The sequence below is a fragment of the Aureimonas pseudogalii genome (genome assembly GCF_014196835.1).
GTDB lineage: Bacteria > Pseudomonadota > Alphaproteobacteria > Rhizobiales > Rhizobiaceae > Aureimonas > Aureimonas pseudogalii.
The window spans coordinates 123,019-138,357 of record NZ_JACIEK010000002.1; the positions used below are offsets into that span (position 1 = coordinate 123,019).

Annotated in this window: 15 protein-coding genes and 1 tRNA gene; 9 read left to right on the forward strand and 7 right to left on the reverse strand. The window is 69.8% G+C overall.

Annotated features, from left to right (window positions below):
- Positions 1-6: 6 nt before the first annotated feature.
- The 3 genes from GGR04_RS07140 to GGR04_RS07150 all read right to left on the reverse strand — a co-directional run bounded on the left by GGR04_RS07140 (position 7) and on the right by GGR04_RS07150 (position 1,698).
- Entirely contained in the window at positions 7-492 is a 486-nt protein-coding gene (locus GGR04_RS07140) for a DUF4142 domain-containing protein (RefSeq protein ID WP_183199163.1), read from the reverse strand.
- A gap of 553 nt (positions 493-1,045) precedes the next feature.
- Positions 1,046-1,121: transfer RNA gene (locus GGR04_RS07145), tRNA-Ala, on the reverse strand.
- Between the two features lie 160 nt (positions 1,122-1,281).
- Positions 1,282-1,698 (reverse strand): TIGR02300 family protein, encoded by a 417-nt coding sequence (locus GGR04_RS07150; protein WP_183199164.1) that lies wholly within the window; start codon positions 1,696-1,698, stop codon positions 1,282-1,284.
- Positions 1,699-2,116: 418 nt separating this feature from the next.
- On the opposite strand from GGR04_RS07150, the gene aroA reads away from it, so the two are divergent.
- The 8 genes from aroA to GGR04_RS07190 all read left to right on the forward strand — a co-directional run bounded on the left by aroA (position 2,117) and on the right by GGR04_RS07190 (position 10,161).
- On the forward strand, positions 2,117-3,481 hold the full coding sequence (gene aroA / locus GGR04_RS07155; RefSeq protein ID WP_183199165.1) for a 3-phosphoshikimate 1-carboxyvinyltransferase: 1,365 nt from the start codon (positions 2,117-2,119) through the stop codon (positions 3,479-3,481).
- 34 nt (positions 3,482-3,515) lie between these two features.
- On the forward strand, positions 3,516-4,085 hold the full coding sequence (locus GGR04_RS24265) for a hypothetical protein (RefSeq protein ID WP_183199166.1): 570 nt from the start codon (positions 3,516-3,518) through the stop codon (positions 4,083-4,085).
- Between the two features lie 98 nt (positions 4,086-4,183).
- A complete protein-coding gene (gene cmk / locus GGR04_RS07165; RefSeq protein WP_183199167.1) occupies positions 4,184-4,834 on the forward strand; it encodes a (d)CMP kinase in 651 nt (216 codons plus the stop codon).
- Between the two features lie 323 nt (positions 4,835-5,157).
- Positions 5,158-6,873 (forward strand): 30S ribosomal protein S1, encoded by a 1,716-nt coding sequence (gene rpsA / locus GGR04_RS07170; protein ID WP_183199168.1) that lies wholly within the window; start codon positions 5,158-5,160, stop codon positions 6,871-6,873.
- Between the two features lie 677 nt (positions 6,874-7,550).
- Positions 7,551-7,727 (forward strand): hypothetical protein, encoded by a 177-nt coding sequence (locus GGR04_RS07175; RefSeq protein WP_183199169.1) that lies wholly within the window; start codon positions 7,551-7,553, stop codon positions 7,725-7,727.
- A gap of 79 nt (positions 7,728-7,806) precedes the next feature.
- A complete protein-coding gene (locus GGR04_RS07180) occupies positions 7,807-8,643 on the forward strand; it encodes a helix-turn-helix transcriptional regulator (RefSeq protein WP_183199170.1) in 837 nt (278 codons plus the stop codon).
- A gap of 70 nt (positions 8,644-8,713) precedes the next feature.
- Positions 8,714-8,986, forward strand: coding sequence for a hypothetical protein (locus GGR04_RS07185; RefSeq protein WP_183199171.1), 273 nt, complete (start codon positions 8,714-8,716; stop codon positions 8,984-8,986).
- 578 nt (positions 8,987-9,564) lie between these two features.
- Positions 9,565-10,161, forward strand: a complete 597-nt coding sequence (locus tag GGR04_RS07190; protein WP_183199172.1) for a GNAT family N-acetyltransferase — start codon at positions 9,565-9,567, stop codon at positions 10,159-10,161.
- Between the two features lie 51 nt (positions 10,162-10,212).
- Here GGR04_RS07190 and GGR04_RS07195 read toward each other — a convergent pair whose 3' ends face one another.
- Both GGR04_RS07195 and GGR04_RS07200 read right to left on the reverse strand, forming a co-directional pair.
- Positions 10,213-10,551 (reverse strand): ATPase inhibitor subunit zeta, encoded by a 339-nt coding sequence (locus GGR04_RS07195; RefSeq protein WP_183199173.1) that lies wholly within the window; start codon positions 10,549-10,551, stop codon positions 10,213-10,215.
- Between the two features lie 227 nt (positions 10,552-10,778).
- Positions 10,779-11,402: a ribonuclease D gene (locus GGR04_RS07200; protein ID WP_183199174.1), complete on the reverse strand. Its 624-nt coding sequence runs from the start codon at positions 11,400-11,402 to the stop codon at positions 10,779-10,781.
- Between the two features lie 297 nt (positions 11,403-11,699).
- Between GGR04_RS07200 and GGR04_RS07205 the strand changes: the two genes are divergently transcribed.
- Positions 11,700-13,211: an MDR family MFS transporter gene (locus tag GGR04_RS07205; protein ID WP_183199175.1), complete on the forward strand. Its 1,512-nt coding sequence runs from the start codon at positions 11,700-11,702 to the stop codon at positions 13,209-13,211.
- Between the two features lie 81 nt (positions 13,212-13,292).
- Here the strand turns inward: GGR04_RS07205 and GGR04_RS24405 are convergent, their stop codons facing one another.
- Entirely contained in the window at positions 13,293-14,228 is a 936-nt protein-coding gene (locus GGR04_RS24405; RefSeq protein WP_312857419.1) for a DUF2778 domain-containing protein, read from the reverse strand.
- A 569-nt stretch (positions 14,229-14,797) separates the two neighbouring features.
- Positions 14,798-15,232 (reverse strand): pyridoxamine 5'-phosphate oxidase family protein, encoded by a 435-nt coding sequence (locus GGR04_RS07215; RefSeq protein ID WP_183199177.1) that lies wholly within the window; start codon positions 15,230-15,232, stop codon positions 14,798-14,800.
- Positions 15,233-15,339: the final 107 nt, after the last annotated feature.

Genomic DNA, 15,339 nt, shown 5'->3' on the forward strand with positions numbered 1-15,339 from the left:
AACGGCTCACATCGCGGGGTTCAGCATGTCCACATGCTTGGAATGCTCTTCGAGCACCGGCAGCGCCTTTTCGGCATAGGCCTTGAGGCTGGCGTCGGTGCCGGCTTCGGCGTAGCTGCGATGCAGGACCACGGCGTCGTTATGCGCCAGCATCTGCTGCGTGAGGTAGAGCTTCTGCTTGTCGCCCGTCTCCTCCGCGAGCTGCTTCAGCTTGGTCGCCTCCTTCGAGGCCAGCGTCGTCGGCACGCTCACGCCCGACTTCTCGGCCGCCGCCTTCAGGTCGGCGGCGGCCTTCTTGTGGTCGGCGATCATCTGCGTCGCGAATTCCTTCACCTTCGGATCGGTCGCGCCGTCCTTCAGGATCATCTCGCTCGACTGGATCTCGAACATTCCTCCCGACGCCGCCTTCTCGGTGAAGGCGGCAGGCGACGACTGCGCGAACGCGGCGGTGGAGACGAAGAGAAGGCCGGCGGCGGCTAGAACGGTTTTCATGGAAAATCTCCCGGTGAACCGCGAAGCGTCGCGGCATCTACGGGTCCAACCCGGCCCGGCGAGGCGCCGTTCCCGACGATTCGCATGGCTGACTATCCGTCGAGGGACGCATTCGGCCGGGCATCGGCCGACAAAACCGCCGGGCACGGTGATCTGGAGATCGTGTGAATGTCGGGCGGCGCGCCGCCGGCATCAGCCCCCGACCCCCGCGGGATGCCGGCATCCTGCCCCCGAGCCCCGCCGGCCGCGGGCATCGGCGAAGTCCGGCGAGACCAGAGCTCCACACCCGGAAAAGGGATCGACGGCATTCGTGACCCTGGCGAGGCCGCCCGCGCGAATCGGCTGGTCGCCGGAGATGTTCGAAGCCACCGTTCGGCCCGTTCCGCCCAGCGGACATCACCGGCTGCAGCATCCGGCCTTACGACCGCAGAAGCCTTCGCGGCGTTCCGGAGATGGCGGGACGCGTCGGCGAATGGATCGGGACGATAAATTCGGGATTGGATTCAGGTCGCAGGAGCGGCAAGATTCACCCGAATGACTGCGAGAAGATGAGTGGTGGAGCCAATCGGAATCGAACCGACGACCTCTTGAATGCCATTCAAGCGCTCTCCCAACTGAGCTATGGCCCCATCGCGGCCCGAGGGCTGCGTCTCTGCGGGGCCGTTGGGATCGGCCCCGTTCGTCTGAGCGGCTAGGTAGGCGAATGCGCCGGAGGGCGCAAGCGAAAACTTCGCCGGGCCGCTGCGAAATCCCGCGGGGGATCGCGCGGCGGCCCGGCCGGGTTTCGTCTCAGACGTCGTCGTCCTCGTCGCGGCCGCCGCCGATGATGTCGGTCATGTCGTCGTCCTCGTCCTCGTCGTCGGGCAGGAACGTGTCGTCGGCGTCGTCCGCCACGTCGTCGTCCTCGTCCCCGTCGACGCCGGGCAGCTCGGTCTTGGCGCCGGCCTCCTCGTCGTCCTCGACCTCGGTGAGCGACACCGTCTCCTCGTCGGCCTCGACCACCTCGACGACCTCCTCCTCTTCCTCGGCCTCGACCTCGGGGGCGGGCGCGGCGCGCGAGGCGCGGGTCGCCTTCACGGTCTCGAAGAAGGAGAGCGGATAGGACTTGCCGGTGTAGGGCGAGACGATCGGATCCTTGCCGAGGTCGTAGAACTTCTGACCGGTCTCGGGATCGACGCGCTTGGTGCCGAGTTCTTCTTTGGACATGGGGACCTCGTCGGGAATGGGGGAGCGGAGCGGCCGCCGGGCCGCCGCCGGCGGACCGAAGGCCGGTCGATGCGACCGGGAAGCGAAGCGGCGAACCGCCCGAAAACGGCCGACATGCGGCATCCGGCGCCGCCGGAAAATCGATCGGTGCCATACGGTGTCGGGCCCGTCTTGTCAAAGCCGCGCGGTGCGCGCCGGAGCAAGGCTTCGGGGCCTGGGTCGGCCTCGGGTGGGTTTCTTGCGCGCCCGCGTCTTCCACCTGCGTCATGCGATGTTCGAGTGCCCGCCGGCGGCACCGACCTGGGCGAGGCGTGACGCCTCGCGCGCCGCGTGCTAGGGCGCGCCCTGACGAAGAGGGCCCGCGCTAGGGCCCGCGCGCGCGCGCGCCCGGCGCGCCGCCCGACGAGGACGAACCCCGATGAGCGCCGACGCCTCCCATCCCTCCCCCTCCGCCCGGCCCCTCGCCAGCCGCCGCACCGGCGCGCTCAAGGGCACCGTCTCGGTGCCCGGCGACAAGTCGATCTCGCATCGCGCCTTCCTGTTCGGCGGGCTGGCGGCGGGGCGCACCCGCGTCTCGGGCCTCCTGGAGGGCGAGGACGTGCTCGCCACCGGCCGGGCGATGCGCCAGATGGGCGCGCGGATCGAGCGCGACGGCGCGCACTGGATCATCGACGGCGTCGGCAACGGCGCGCTGCTGGAGCCCGAGGGCGTGCTCGACTTCGGCAATGCCGGCACGGGATCGCGCCTGACGATGGGCCTCGTCGGCCCCTACGACTTCACCACGACCTTCGTCGGCGACGCCTCGCTCTCGCGTCGCCCGATGGGCCGGGTGCTCGATCCCTTGCGCGAGATGGGCGTGCAGGTGCTCGCCCGCTCGAAGGACCGGCTGCCGCTGTCGATCCGGGGCCCCCGCGTCGCCGCGCCCATCACCTACCGCGTGCCGATGGCCTCGGCGCAGGTGAAGTCGGCGGTGCTCTTCGCCGGCCTCAACACGCCTGGCACCACCACCGTCGTCGAGCCGGTGATGACGCGCGACCACACGGAGAAGATGCTCGCCGGCTTCGGCGCGCGCGTCCACGTCGAGACGGATGCGGCGGGCGTTCGCACCATCGCGCTCGAAGGGCAGGGCGATCTGCAAGGCGTGCCCGACTTCGTGGTGCCGGGCGATCCGTCCTCTGCGGCCTTCCTCGTGGTGGCGGCGCTCCTCGTGGAAGGCTCGGACGTCACGGTCCGCAACGCGCTGATGAACCCGACGCGCACCGGGCTGATCGAGACGCTGCGCGAGATGGGCGCCTCGATCGAGATCCTGAACCCGCGCCTTTCCGGCGGCGAGGACGTGGCGGACCTGCGGGTGCGCCATTCCCCGCTGCGCGGCGTTTCGGTGCCCGCGTCCCGCGCTCCCTCGATGATCGACGAGTATCCCGTGCTCGCCGTCGCCGCCGCCTTTGCGGACGGCACCACGCGCATGGAGGGGCTGGAGGAGCTGCGGGTGAAGGAATCCGACCGGCTCGCCGCGGTGGCGGCGGGGCTCGCGGCCAACGGCGTCGCGCACGAGGAGGGCGAGGACTGGCTGACGGTGACCGGCCGGCCCGACGGCTCGGGTCTCGGCGGCGGGCGCGTCGCCACCCATCTCGACCACCGCATCGCCATGAGCTTCCTCGTCATGGGCCTTGCCAGCGAAAAGCCGGTGAGCGTCGACGACGCCACGATGATCGCCACGAGCTTCCCGGAGTTCGAGGGGCTGGTGTCGGGTCTCGGCGGCATGCTGGAGCCGGCGAGCTGACGCCGGCCGGGCGGCATCTACGGGAGGCCCGGCGTTGAGCAATCTGGCGGCCGCGCTTCTCGCCCTCGTCTTCTTCGCGCCGCTCGCCTTCGTCTACGGCCGGCAGGTGGCGGGCGGGCTGCACCGCGCGGCCCGTGCGGCGGGGCTGGCCGACGCGCGGGGGCGTCTGGCGCTCGTCTGGCCGAAGCTCGTCCTGCCGCTCGTGCTCGGGCCGGCCATGCTCTACCGGCTGGCCGGCGCCTCGCCTTTGGCCGGCGAGACCGCCTCGAGCGGCACGCTGCGCACCGCGCTCTCGCTCCTCTGGTTCGCCGGCTCGATCGCCGCGATCCTCTTCTTCCTGACGATCCCCTTCGTGCTCGGGCGCCTGTTCGGCGTCGCGGCCGCGCTCGCCGGCGCCTTCGCGGCGGTGCGCGACGAGCCGCTGCGCTTCGGCACGCGAGAGCGGCGGCGCGACCGGCCGGCCGGCGCGGGTGAGGGCGGTGACGGCGGCATCGCCGGCGGGGCGACGGGCGTGCGCCGGCACGACGAGCCCGCCGCGCCCGACGGCGATGCCTCAGATGGTGGGGATGGCGGCGGCGGGGATGGCGGCGGCGGCGGCGACTGATCCCCTCCGGCGATGGACGCAGCGACGCCCGGCGGCTATCCCTGCCGGCGGCCGCGACCCGGCCGAGCGTCGATGCGCCGAAGCTTGAGGATCCGCCGATGACACCGCTCCCGATCGCCGCGCCGCTGACCATCGCCATCGACGGCCCGGCGGCCGCCGGCAAGGGCACGCTCGCCAAGCGCCTCGCGGCCCATTACGGGCTGCCCTATCTCGACACCGGGCTCCTCTACCGCGCCGTCGGGCGGCTCGCCGACGAGCAGGGCGTCGATCTCGACGATGCCGAGGCCGCCGGCGCGGTGGCGCGCGCGCTCGATGCCGGCGCCATCGACGAGGCGGCATTGCGCGGTCGCGAGGCCGGCGAGCTCGCCTCGCGCGTCGCCGCCCATCCGCCGGTGCGCGCCGCGCTCGAGGCCTTCCAGCGCGCCTTTGCGGCCGATCCGCGCGGCGCGGTGCTCGACGGGCGCGACATCGGCACGGTGATCTGTCCGGGCGCGCGGGTGAAGATCTTCGTCACGGCGTCGGCCGAGGTGCGGGCGCGCCGGCGCACCGACGAGCTCGCCGCCAAGGGCCGCACGGTCGAGTACGAGCGCATCCTCGCCGAGGTGCGCGAGCGCGACGCGCGCGACGCCGGCCGCGCCGCCGCGCCGCTGAAGCCCGCCGCCGACGCGCGCTTGCTCGACACCAGCGAATTGGATATAGAGACGGCGTTCCGGGCCGCTTGCGCGATCGTCGATCAGGCGCCACATTGACGGGACGGAATGCCAGATGGCCGTCGTTCTCTCGCCACAGGTGAGCGGAAGGGCGGCGCAAAGGCGTCTCGATGACCGTTTCGAGAGCGTGATCCGCCACGGCGGTTCGGGCTTTCGCCACGCAGACCAACACCGCCAGAGGCCGGTCCACCGCGCCAAGACGGACGAGGGTTCGCCAAGCGAGCCGCGCTCCGTGTCCTTCGAGATCCACGAGGCTTTCCCTGGGAAGCGGATCCGGGACGGGACCTGCCCGCGGCACCCGAAACGCGAACCCGATACGGCGCGACGCTTCCGGCTCCGGCCGGAGGTCCCAAGGAGAACGAATGTCCAACGCACAAATGTCGCGCGATGATTTCGCGTCGCTTCTCGAAGCCTCCTTCCACGAGCACGATGTCGCCGAAGGCGCCGTGGTCAAGGGAACGGTCGTGGCGATCGAGAAGGACATGGCCGTCATCGACGCCGGCCTGAAGGTCGAGGGCCGCGTCGCCCTCAAGGAGTTCGGCGGCCGCATCGGCGGCGAGCTGAAGGTCGGCGACATCGTCGAGGTCTATGTCGAGCGCATCGAGAACGCGCTGGGCGAAGCCGTCCTGTCGCGCGACAAGGCGCGCCGCGAGGAGAGCTGGGTCAAGCTCGAGGTCAAGTTCAACAACAACGAAAAGGTTGAGGGCCAGATCTTCAACCAGGTCAAGGGCGGCTTCACGGTCGACCTCGACGGCGCCGTGGCCTTCCTGCCGCGCTCCCAGGTCGACATCCGTCCGATCCGCGACGTCGGCCCGTTGATGAACACGCCGCAGCCCTTCCAGATCCTCAAGATGGACAAGCGCCGCGGCAACATCGTCGTCTCGCGCCGCACCGTCCTCGAAGAGTCGCGCGCCGAGCAGCGCTCCGAGATCGTCCAGAACCTCGAAGAGGGTCAGGTCGTCGAGGGCGTCGTGAAGAACATCACCGACTACGGCGCGTTCGTCGACCTCGGCGGCATCGACGGCCTGCTGCACGTCACCGACATGGCCTGGCGCCGCGTCAACCACCCGACCGAGATCCTGCAGATCGGCCAGACCGTCAAGGTCCAGATCATCCGCATCAACCAGGACACGCACCGCATCTCGCTCGGCATGAAGCAGCTCGAGGCCGATCCCTGGGAAGGCATCGGTGTCAAGTACCCGATGGGCGTCAAGGTCTCGGGTCGCGTCACCAACATCACCGACTACGGCGCGTTCGTCGAGCTGGAGCCGGGCATCGAGGGACTCATCCACGTCTCCGAGATGTCCTGGACCAAGAAGAACGTTCATCCCGGCAAGATCCTCTCGACCTCGCAGGAAGTCGAAGTGGTCGTGCTCGAGGTCGATCCGGTCAAGCGCCGCATCTCCCTCGGCCTCAAGCAGACGCTCCAGAACCCCTGGGAAGCGTTCCGCGACATGTTCCCGGTGGGCACGCTCGTCGAGGGCGAGGTCAAGAACAAGACCGAGTTCGGCCTGTTCATCGGCCTGGAAGGCGACGTGGACGGCATGGTCCATCTCTCCGACCTCGACTGGTCGCGTCCGGGCGAGCAGGTGATCGAGGAGTACAACAAGGGCGACGTCGTCAAGGCGCAGGTCCTCGACGTCGACGTCGACAAGGAGCGCATCTCGCTCGGCATCAAGCAGGTCGGCGGCGAATCGCAGGGTTCGGCGGCCGGCACCGCTTCGGCGTCCGAGCCGGGTGAACTGCGCCGCGGCGCGGTCGTCACCTGCGAGGTGACGAGCGTCAACGAGGGCGGCATCGAGGTCGCGATCGTCGACACCGAGTACACGTCCTTCATTCGCCGCAACGATCTCGGCCGCGATCGCGACGACCAGCGCCCGGAGAAGTTCCAGGTCGGTCAGAAGGTCGACGCCCGCGTCACCCAGTTCGACAAGAAGGCGCGTCGCGTCGGCGTGTCGATCAAGGCGATGCAGATCGCCGAAGAGAAGGAGGCCGTGGCTCAGTACGGCTCGACCGACTCCGGCGCCTCGCTCGGCGACATCCTCGCCGCCGCGATGAAGAACCGCGAAGAGCAGTAAGCCGCAGCCGCGGCGCCGCGATCCCGCAAGGGGTCGCCACCGATCTTCGTGACTTGAAGGAAACCCGCGGTGTCGCCACCGCGGGTTTTTTCGTGCGCCGACTTCGGGTTGAGCCGAACCAGGATCGAAGGCTGCCCACCGATCTCGCGTCGATCGCGTGGGCGACGTTGCCTGCGGTTCGGCGGCCGCCGATGCCGGCGATCCCACTTCAGGTAGGGTGGCCTGCGCATTGGCCGGCATCGCCTCCCGGCATCGGTCTCGCGCGCGTTGAGCCTCGCCGCCCCAGCGGCGGCCGTCTCCGAGTATGGAGGGCGCAGGCTCTGCGAGGGTCGATCGGCTGACGGACGGCTTCGTCCCACGCCATTGGCGTGTGGGCGGCTACGAGATCGAACCCGTCGCATGGTGACGAACGTCAAAATTCAGGGTTGTGCCGGACGAGACCGAAGCGCAGGAGTTAAATCGTAATTGAGCATTATCGTCAGAGTGTTGCGTTGCGATAAAAATAAATCGCGCGGTAGGGTAAAAAGCCGCTTACTCCACCCAAACGGGTGATGCCGGGGCCGTATATCACCCCTATCGTTTCCTAGTCGTCGAAGGACATAGAAATTCTTGTGTTGCGTGTGTCGGTGACCGAAGCCCGTCTGGGAGCGGTCCTGGGAGAAGGAGGCCCTGGCGCCATGATCGAGGACATCGAAGGACTGGGGCGCCCGCTCCTGCGCGCATTCTTCTGGATGGGGTCCGTGGCCCATCGGATCTACCGTGTGATCGCGTTCGTGCCGGCCGCGTTCGGCTCGGCCAATCGAACCCGCCCGAACCCGGTCCGCTATCCGCTTTCCGAATCGCCAAGGATCTAGTCTTGCGACGAGACCGACATCCGACGAACGTTGCCGCCGCCATGGCCGTCCATCCCGCCAAGGCGGGAGCGGGATGCCGATGACCGAACGCCCTTCGACCTGCGAGAGCCCGCTGGCCGAGGCGCATCCGGCCGTCGCCTGGGCGGCACGGCCTCAAGCGTTGTCGGACGAGACCCCCGCGCAGGGCGGTTCGGACGAGGCGGACCGGCACCTGCCGACGCGGCACGTCGAGCGGCGCGACGCGCGACCGGCTGCCGACGCCGTCGGCGGACCGGGAGGAGGCCTTCAGTGGCGAGCCCGGCTGGAGGACGTCCAGGCCGAGATCGAGGCGCTTCATCAGGCGTTCGACGCGCTGGCGACGGCCATCGTGACCGCCACGCCCCGAGGAATGGTGCGCTCGGTCAATCAGTTGGCCTCGCAAATTCTGGCGGCGCGCGACGGGCTGCAACTCGAAGGCGAGCATCTGCGCGCCTCCCATGCGCCGGATCAGCGGGAACTGGACGCGCTTCTGGCGCTCGCGGCCGAGCCGCCCGGCACCGGACCGGTTCAAAGGCCCGAGATCCGGCTCCGGCGCCGGTCCGGCGCCCCGCCGCTCATCGTCTCGCTGACCGCCGTTCGCCGAGCGCTGGCCAGCGGCCCGGCGATCGTTTCCGAGGCCACCGTCGTCCTGAAGCTCGAGCGCATGAGCGTCGCGGCGGTGTCGCCGCCCGATCTGATGACGCAGCGGTTCGGGCTGACGCGGTCGGAATCCGAACTCGTCGATCTCCTCCTTCTCGGGCGCAGCCTTCGCGAGGTCGCGCGCGAGCGCGGCGTCTCCTACGAGACCGTCCGCTCCCACATCAAGCACGTGTTCAGCAAGACGGGCACGCATCGGCAGATCGATCTCGTCAACCTCGCGCGCTCGCTGAAGCCGTGAGGCCTGGCGCGACCCCGCTCGCGGCGGTGCGTTTCGCTGCCCCACCCACGCCCCCGACGGGAGATGGCCGATGCATGTTCTGACCTTCGCGGTGTCCATGACCCTCGCCATCGCGACCTTCGCGCTCGTCGCCACGGCGCTCTGGGGCGGCTCCTGGTTCCTGCTGCTCTATGTCGGCATCGCGCTCGTCGTGCTGCAGGCCGGATACCTCGCGCTCGCCTATCTCGTCATCGGCCGGCGCCGCGACCGGCCGGCACGCGGCGACCCCGGCGCTCCCGAGCCGACGCGGGACAGGATGGCGATGCGCACGCTTCCGGGCCCGGCCTCCGGCGAGCGGCACTGAGGTTTCACCGGACGAACCGCAGAGCGAATTCCGTCCGGCTTGGCCGCAGAAAAAGCGATCCGGCACGCGCGAAGGGGTCGGTGACATGCCGCCGTTAGCCCGGAGGGGCGGGTGGAGACTGCCTGTCGGGCGCTCCCGCGGCAGGGCGCGTCGGACACACCATTCTCGATCGATACGCAGGCGAGGACATATGCTGCCTCGCGGGAATGTCTCCCGCGACATCGCACGCCGGCCGATCAGACCTCAAGCGTCGTCGCGAAGCTCGGGTTTTCCGTTCGCGGGAAGCTTCGGTTCTGCCGCCGCCGCGGGCTCGTGTGCACCACCTGCGGGTTCCCGCCGACCCGGCGGCGTTCGATGCGGCGGGCCGCTGTTCTGGGCTTCCGCGGGTGATGTCGCGGCGTCGCTCCGCTTCGTCTCGTTCGCGTCCTGGCTCATTGCGTGTCCTCCTCGACGAAGGCCAACCGCCGGGAGCGCGCCGGGTTCCCGTCGGACAAGGCGGGAGACGAAGGCGCGCTTGCGGCAGCGCGGCGCGCATGCGAAGGCAGCGCCTTCAACGAGCGCGGCCCGCCGGATGTCCCATGGATGAACTTCCCCGTTTCACCGCCATTCCCCGCGGCAAGGTCTCGGCGATCGCCACGACGCTCGAGATGCGCACACGGCCCGCGCTGCGCCCGGAGCCGCAAGGGCTTCCCGGCGCGGTGGTGGATCTCGGTGCGGTCTTGCCCCCAGCCTATCTGGCGCTCTACCGCCGGGTCGGCGCCGACCATCTCTGGTTCTCGCGCCTCTACATGGACGAGGCCGAGCTCGGCGCGCTTCTGGCGCGCGAGACCACCGCGCTCTTCGCCTACCGGGTGGCGGGCGAGGATCTCGGCCTGCTCGAAATGGATTTCAGCGAAGCCGGCGTCTGCGAGATCAAGTATTTCGGCGTCGCGGCGGCCCTGCAGGGCACGGGTGCCGCGCGCCGGCTGATGAACCACGCCGTGCGCACCGCCTTCGATCGCGGCGTCGGGCGCCTGTGGCTCCACACCAACACGCTGGATCACCCGAAGGCGCTGGATTTCTACCGCCGCACCGGCTTCGCGGCGATCGCGCAGGAGATCGAGATCGCCGACGACCCGCGACTTCGCGGCGTGCTGCCGCGCGAGGCCGCGCCGCAGGTGCCGATCTTCGAATAGCGCGCGACGCACTCCCGCCCCCCCGGATGGAGCGCGTCGGCTCGCCGGCCCTCAGTGCGGCGCGGCGGCGCCGACCTCGTAGGTTGCGAAGAGCGCACCCGGCGTCGAGGCCATCGCCATCGCATAGCGCGTGCGCACCATCTCGACATTCACCGGCGTCGCGCGGAGATCGGCCACCGCCCGGTCGAAGCCGCCGCGCCCGTCGCGGCTGGCGACGCCGGCATTCATGATGCCCGTGGCGTAGGCTTGCGCCGCCTCGCCGCCGAGGCCGAGATGGCCGGCGGCCCAGAGGCCGACGTCGCGGTCGGCTCGCGCGCGGTCGCGGAACGAGCGCTCCTCGTGGTGGACGAAGGCGCGCTCGGCGATCTCGTGACGGTCTTCGATGCTCATGCCTTCATCCCCTCGATGTCGGACGTCGCGCGATCATCGCCGCGACCCACGGGAAGAATGGCCCGGGAGGCATGGAGGGAGCGTTCGAGGATTCGCTCCAATTGAAGACAAGTCGAAGAAGATGTGAATGAAACGTTGCGAACGGGCCACCCGACCGGCGATATCCCGACCCGTTCGCGTGATCCTGCGACACGAACGGGTGATTGCGCGAGCGGCCCGGCGAAGGCTCAGCGCGCCACGGAATGGGAGAAGATGTCCTCCTCGTCCCAGCCGAGGAGATCGAGCTTGGCGCGCGTGGGAAGGTAGTCGAACGAGGCGCGGGCGAGATCCAGGCGCTCCTCGCGCTCCAGGCGCTTCAGAAGCACGCCCATCATGTCGTGGAGATAGAGGACGTCGGAGGCGGCATAATCGAGCTGCGCCGGGGTCAGCGTCTCCGCCGCCCAGTCCGAGGACTGCTGCTGCTTGGAGAGGTCGACGCCGATCAGCTCCTTGGCGAGATCCTTCAGCCCGTGCCGGTCGGTGTAGGTGCGCACCAGCCGCGAGGCGATCTTGGTGCAGAAGATGCCGTCGGTCATCGTGCCGAAGGCATGGAAGAGTGCGGCGATGTCGAAGCGCGCGTAGTGGAAGATCTTGGTCTTCGAGCGGTCGGCCAGCAGCGCCTGCAGGTTCGGCGCGGCGCGCTGCCCCTTGGCGATCTGCACGATGTCGGCGGTGCCGTCGCCGGGCGAAAGCTGCACCACGCAGAGCCGGTCGCGCCGCGTGTCGAGCCCCAGCGTCTCGGTGTCGATGGCGACCGAGCCGGTGTAGCGGGCGAGATCGGGCAGATCGCCCTTGTGGACGCGGATCGTCATGGAAAACTCCGGGTGGCCCGAGGCGGGTGACCCAAGGCAGGTGGCAGATGGCGACGAGTTGCGGTGCGGCGACGCATCCCGTGCCCGCTTAGCGGATTTGCACCGGCGGGGAAACGATTTCGACGAGACGAGGGCCGCCGATGCCGCCCCGGCCTCGCCGCCCGGTCGCTGCGTCCCATCTTGCGCTGGCGGAGGGCGGTGCGCGGGTGTAGGGATCCGGTTCATCAGCCTTCCTTACCGGTTGTGTCCTCCCGCCGGACGACGGGACCGTCCGCGACTCCATCCGATCGGCTTTCCATGTCCCATCTCCCGACCCGACCCGCCGCCACGCGCCGTCCGCTGATCCTCGCGGCCGTGATGGCCTCGATGGCGATGATCGCGATCGAGGCGACGATCGTCTCCACCGCCATGCCGCAGATCGCCGGCCAGCTCGGCGACCTCCATCTCTATTCCTGGGTGTTCTCGTCCTTCCTCCTGGCGCAGACCGCCACCACGGTGATCTTCGGCAAGCTCGCCGACACGTTCGGCCGCAAGCCCGTTCTGCTGGCGGGCATCGCGGTGTTCCTCGTCGGCTCGGTCCTCTGCGGCTTCGCCTGGTCGATGCCCTCGCTCATCCTCTTCCGCCTGATGCAGGGCATCGGTGCGGGCGCCATCCAGCCGGTCGGCCTCACCGTGATCGGCGATCTCTACACGGTGGAGGAGCGTGGCAAGATCCAGGGCTATCTCGCCAGCGTCTGGGGCATCTCGTCGGTGGTCGGTCCCTTCGCGGGTGGGCTGATCATCGAGGATCTCTCCTGGTCCTGGATCTTCTGGATGAACCTGCCGATCGGGCTTCTCGCCGCGGTCTTCTTTCTGCGCTTCCTGCGCGAGGAGGTGGCGCCACGCGAGCGCTCGCTGGATTTCGCGGGCGCGGCGCTCTTCACGGTGGCGGTGGCCGCGCTGATGGTGGCGCTGACCGAGTTCGGCAGCGCCGGCGGGGGCACGGTTCTCGCGGCCTTCGCGCTGTGCCTCGTCAGCGGCGCGGCCTTCTTCTGGCGCGAGAGCCGGGCGCGCGATCCGATGATGGACCTCAAGCTCTGGGCGCGGCGCACGCTGCTGACGGTGAACGCCGCGACGCTGCTCTCGGGCATGTCGGTGATCGGCCTCACCACCTTCCTGCCGATGTACGTGCAAGGCGTGCTCGGCCAGTCGGCGCTCATCGCCGGTTTCACGCTCACCGCGATGGTGCTGGGCTGGCCGATCGGGGCGACGGTTGCGGCGAAGAATTTCGGCCGCTTCGGGCTGAAGCCGACCATGCTCTTCGGCGCCGCCATGCTGCCGATCGGCGCCACCGCCTTCGTGGTGCTGGGCGCTGGCTCCTCGCCGGTCCTCGCTGCCGTCGGTTCGGCCGTGATGGGCCTTGGCATGGGCTTCCTGTCGACGTCCGCGATCGTCATCGTGCAGGGGAGCGTCGGCTGGAGCGAGCGCGGCGCGGCGACCTCGTCCAACATCTTCGCGCGCAATCTCGGGAGCACACTCGGCGCGGCGGCGCTCGGCGCGGTGTTCAACGTCGGGCTCGCGAACGCGGCCGGCGGCGCGGTGGATTTCGAGCGCATCCGCACGCTGCTCGATGGTGCCGGGTCGCTCGCTGCCGACGCGCTCGCGCGCGGGGCGCTGGAGGCCTCCTTGCATCTCACCTTCTGGGGCGTCTTCGCCATCGCCTGCGCCACGCTGGCGCTGACGCTTCTGGTGCCGCGCGTGGCGCATGCCGCGGCAGCCAAGCCGGCGGCCGCGGCCGAGCCGGAGGAGGCCCTGAGCGTCGGGCACTGAGGGCCGGGGCTTCCGCGGCGCCGATCGCCTTTCGGAGATCGCCGTTCCATCGCGATGGGTTTGGCGTCCTCGGGGTGCCCTTCAGGTGCGGAAGAAGCGGGCCAGCAGCGAGGATTTCGGCGTGCTCGCCGCATCGAGCTTGTCGACCACCTTGAGTCGCCGGATCTCGCCGCGCCGATACGCGGCGAGGAACCGCTTGTAGTCCTTGATCGAGACGCAGCCATTGGAGTCGCCCCGTGGCCCGAGCATGTAGGTGTGGGCGAGCAGGCCGACGCGGTTGTGGACGTTGCGCTGGCCGCCCACCGGGTTGAGCCGCAGCGCCTGGACGCCGTGGAACAGGCTCTCGCGCAAGGTGAGGTCGTAGATGTGCGGCGGCGTCGGTCCGCGCATCTTCTCGCGCACGAAGCGAACGTCGTCGCGCATCGCGCCCAACCCCGAATGGGCCTCCAGGCGCTCCCCGTTCGGCAGATAGACGGCCGCGGCCGAGATGTCGTAGATCGCCGTGCCCCGCTCCAATCTCGGGTTCTGCGTGCCGGGCGTGGGCGCGAGCTCGATGTCCGGCATCGACAAGCTTCCCGCATCGGGCCGCGCATAGGCCAGAAGCGGAACGGCGCGCGGCTCGGCCGGCGGAGCCTCTGCGGTTCGGCGCGGGGCGACGGGTTGGGGCGCCGCCGGAGCGAGGGGGGCCATGACCGGACGACGCGTCGGAAGCGGCACGCTCAGCAGGGCCATCTCGACCTCGCCTGCGACACTGGCACGTGTCGCGTCGGTGCCTTCCGCCGCCGATGCGGCCGAAATGTCTGCTTGAACCGGCGATGGCCGATCCCGCGCATCCGCCACGACGAAATCGGCGACCGGCGTGCCCGAGATCGAGGCGAAACGCGCGGCGATCGCGGCATCGGGCCTGTCGAGCCGATGGGTCGCGATTGCCGCGGTGGCCGCGTGGCGCATCGACAGGGTGGTCATCGCGAGGACGAGGTGCGCGTCGGCCCGAGGCGGCGGGGCGGCGTCAAGCATGGGCGCGGCCCCTTGCGGCGGAAGCACGGCCTGCGCCGGGGAGTGGGGGAGGCGAGGCGAGCGTCCATTGGACGCCGCGTCGAGAGCGATCGACGATGCCGACCGAGCCATGAGCGCCGAGCGGGTGGGCTCGACGTCGGTCGGCGACGCGCCGGCCACCATCGCAGCGAGAAGCGCCATCGAACAGGCGGCACCACGCAGTTGGATCGCGGAGCGGGCCGTGCGCTTGCGGGCCTTCGGGCGTCGGGCTTTGCGCGGAGATGTCGGGATGTCGTGGCTCGGGGTCATGGCGTGCGCTGAAAACTCGACCGGTCGGGCTCGGGAGGGAGCCGGTCGAGAATGCGCCGTCATGGTTAGCGATCCGCTAAGATCGCATTCGGGAGTCGTTGCGAGCGTGCGGGAACGGCTCCGAAGGTGTCGCGCGTCGAAGGACCGTGAGGGCGACGGCGCCGAAGAGCGGCACCGTCGTCCGTCTCACCGCCCTTCGGCGATCTCTTTGGAACCGGGCGACCGAGCTCGGTTCCCCACGAGTATCGCAGGCTCCCGCGCCACGGCGAGCCTTTGCGGCCTTAGACCTTGATCTCGCCCTCGTCCTCGCCGTCCCACCAGTGCACGCGCGAGGCGTGGACCTTGATGAGGACGATGCCGGGCGTGTCGATGCCGTCCTTGAACCAGTAGTCGAGATCCTTGGTCCAGTGCTCGGCGAAGGCGGCCTTGTCGCGGATCAGCTCGGCCCGGCCTTCCACGGAGATGAAGAACGGGCGCTGTCCGACGATGCCCTTGCGGCCGGCGAAGGAGAGGCCGACCTTCGGGTCGCGCTCGATGTCGGAGATCGTGCGGGCGTTGCCGTAGGAGAAGAAGAACGAGTCGCCGTCATATTCGACGTCGCCGTTGTTCGACATCGGCCGGGACGCGATGTCGCCGCCCTCGGTGCGGGTCGAGAGCATGGCGAAGTCGATGTCCGCCATCGTCTTCGAGAGGTCGTGCAGCGTGCGGTCGGCCATCGGGCATCTCCGTTGTTGGACGACCGAAACGCGCGAGACGGTGCCGGGGTCCAGCGCGGGGCCCCGGAAATTTGTCGGGAGCGGGGAAGGGGGGCTGAGCCCCGCCG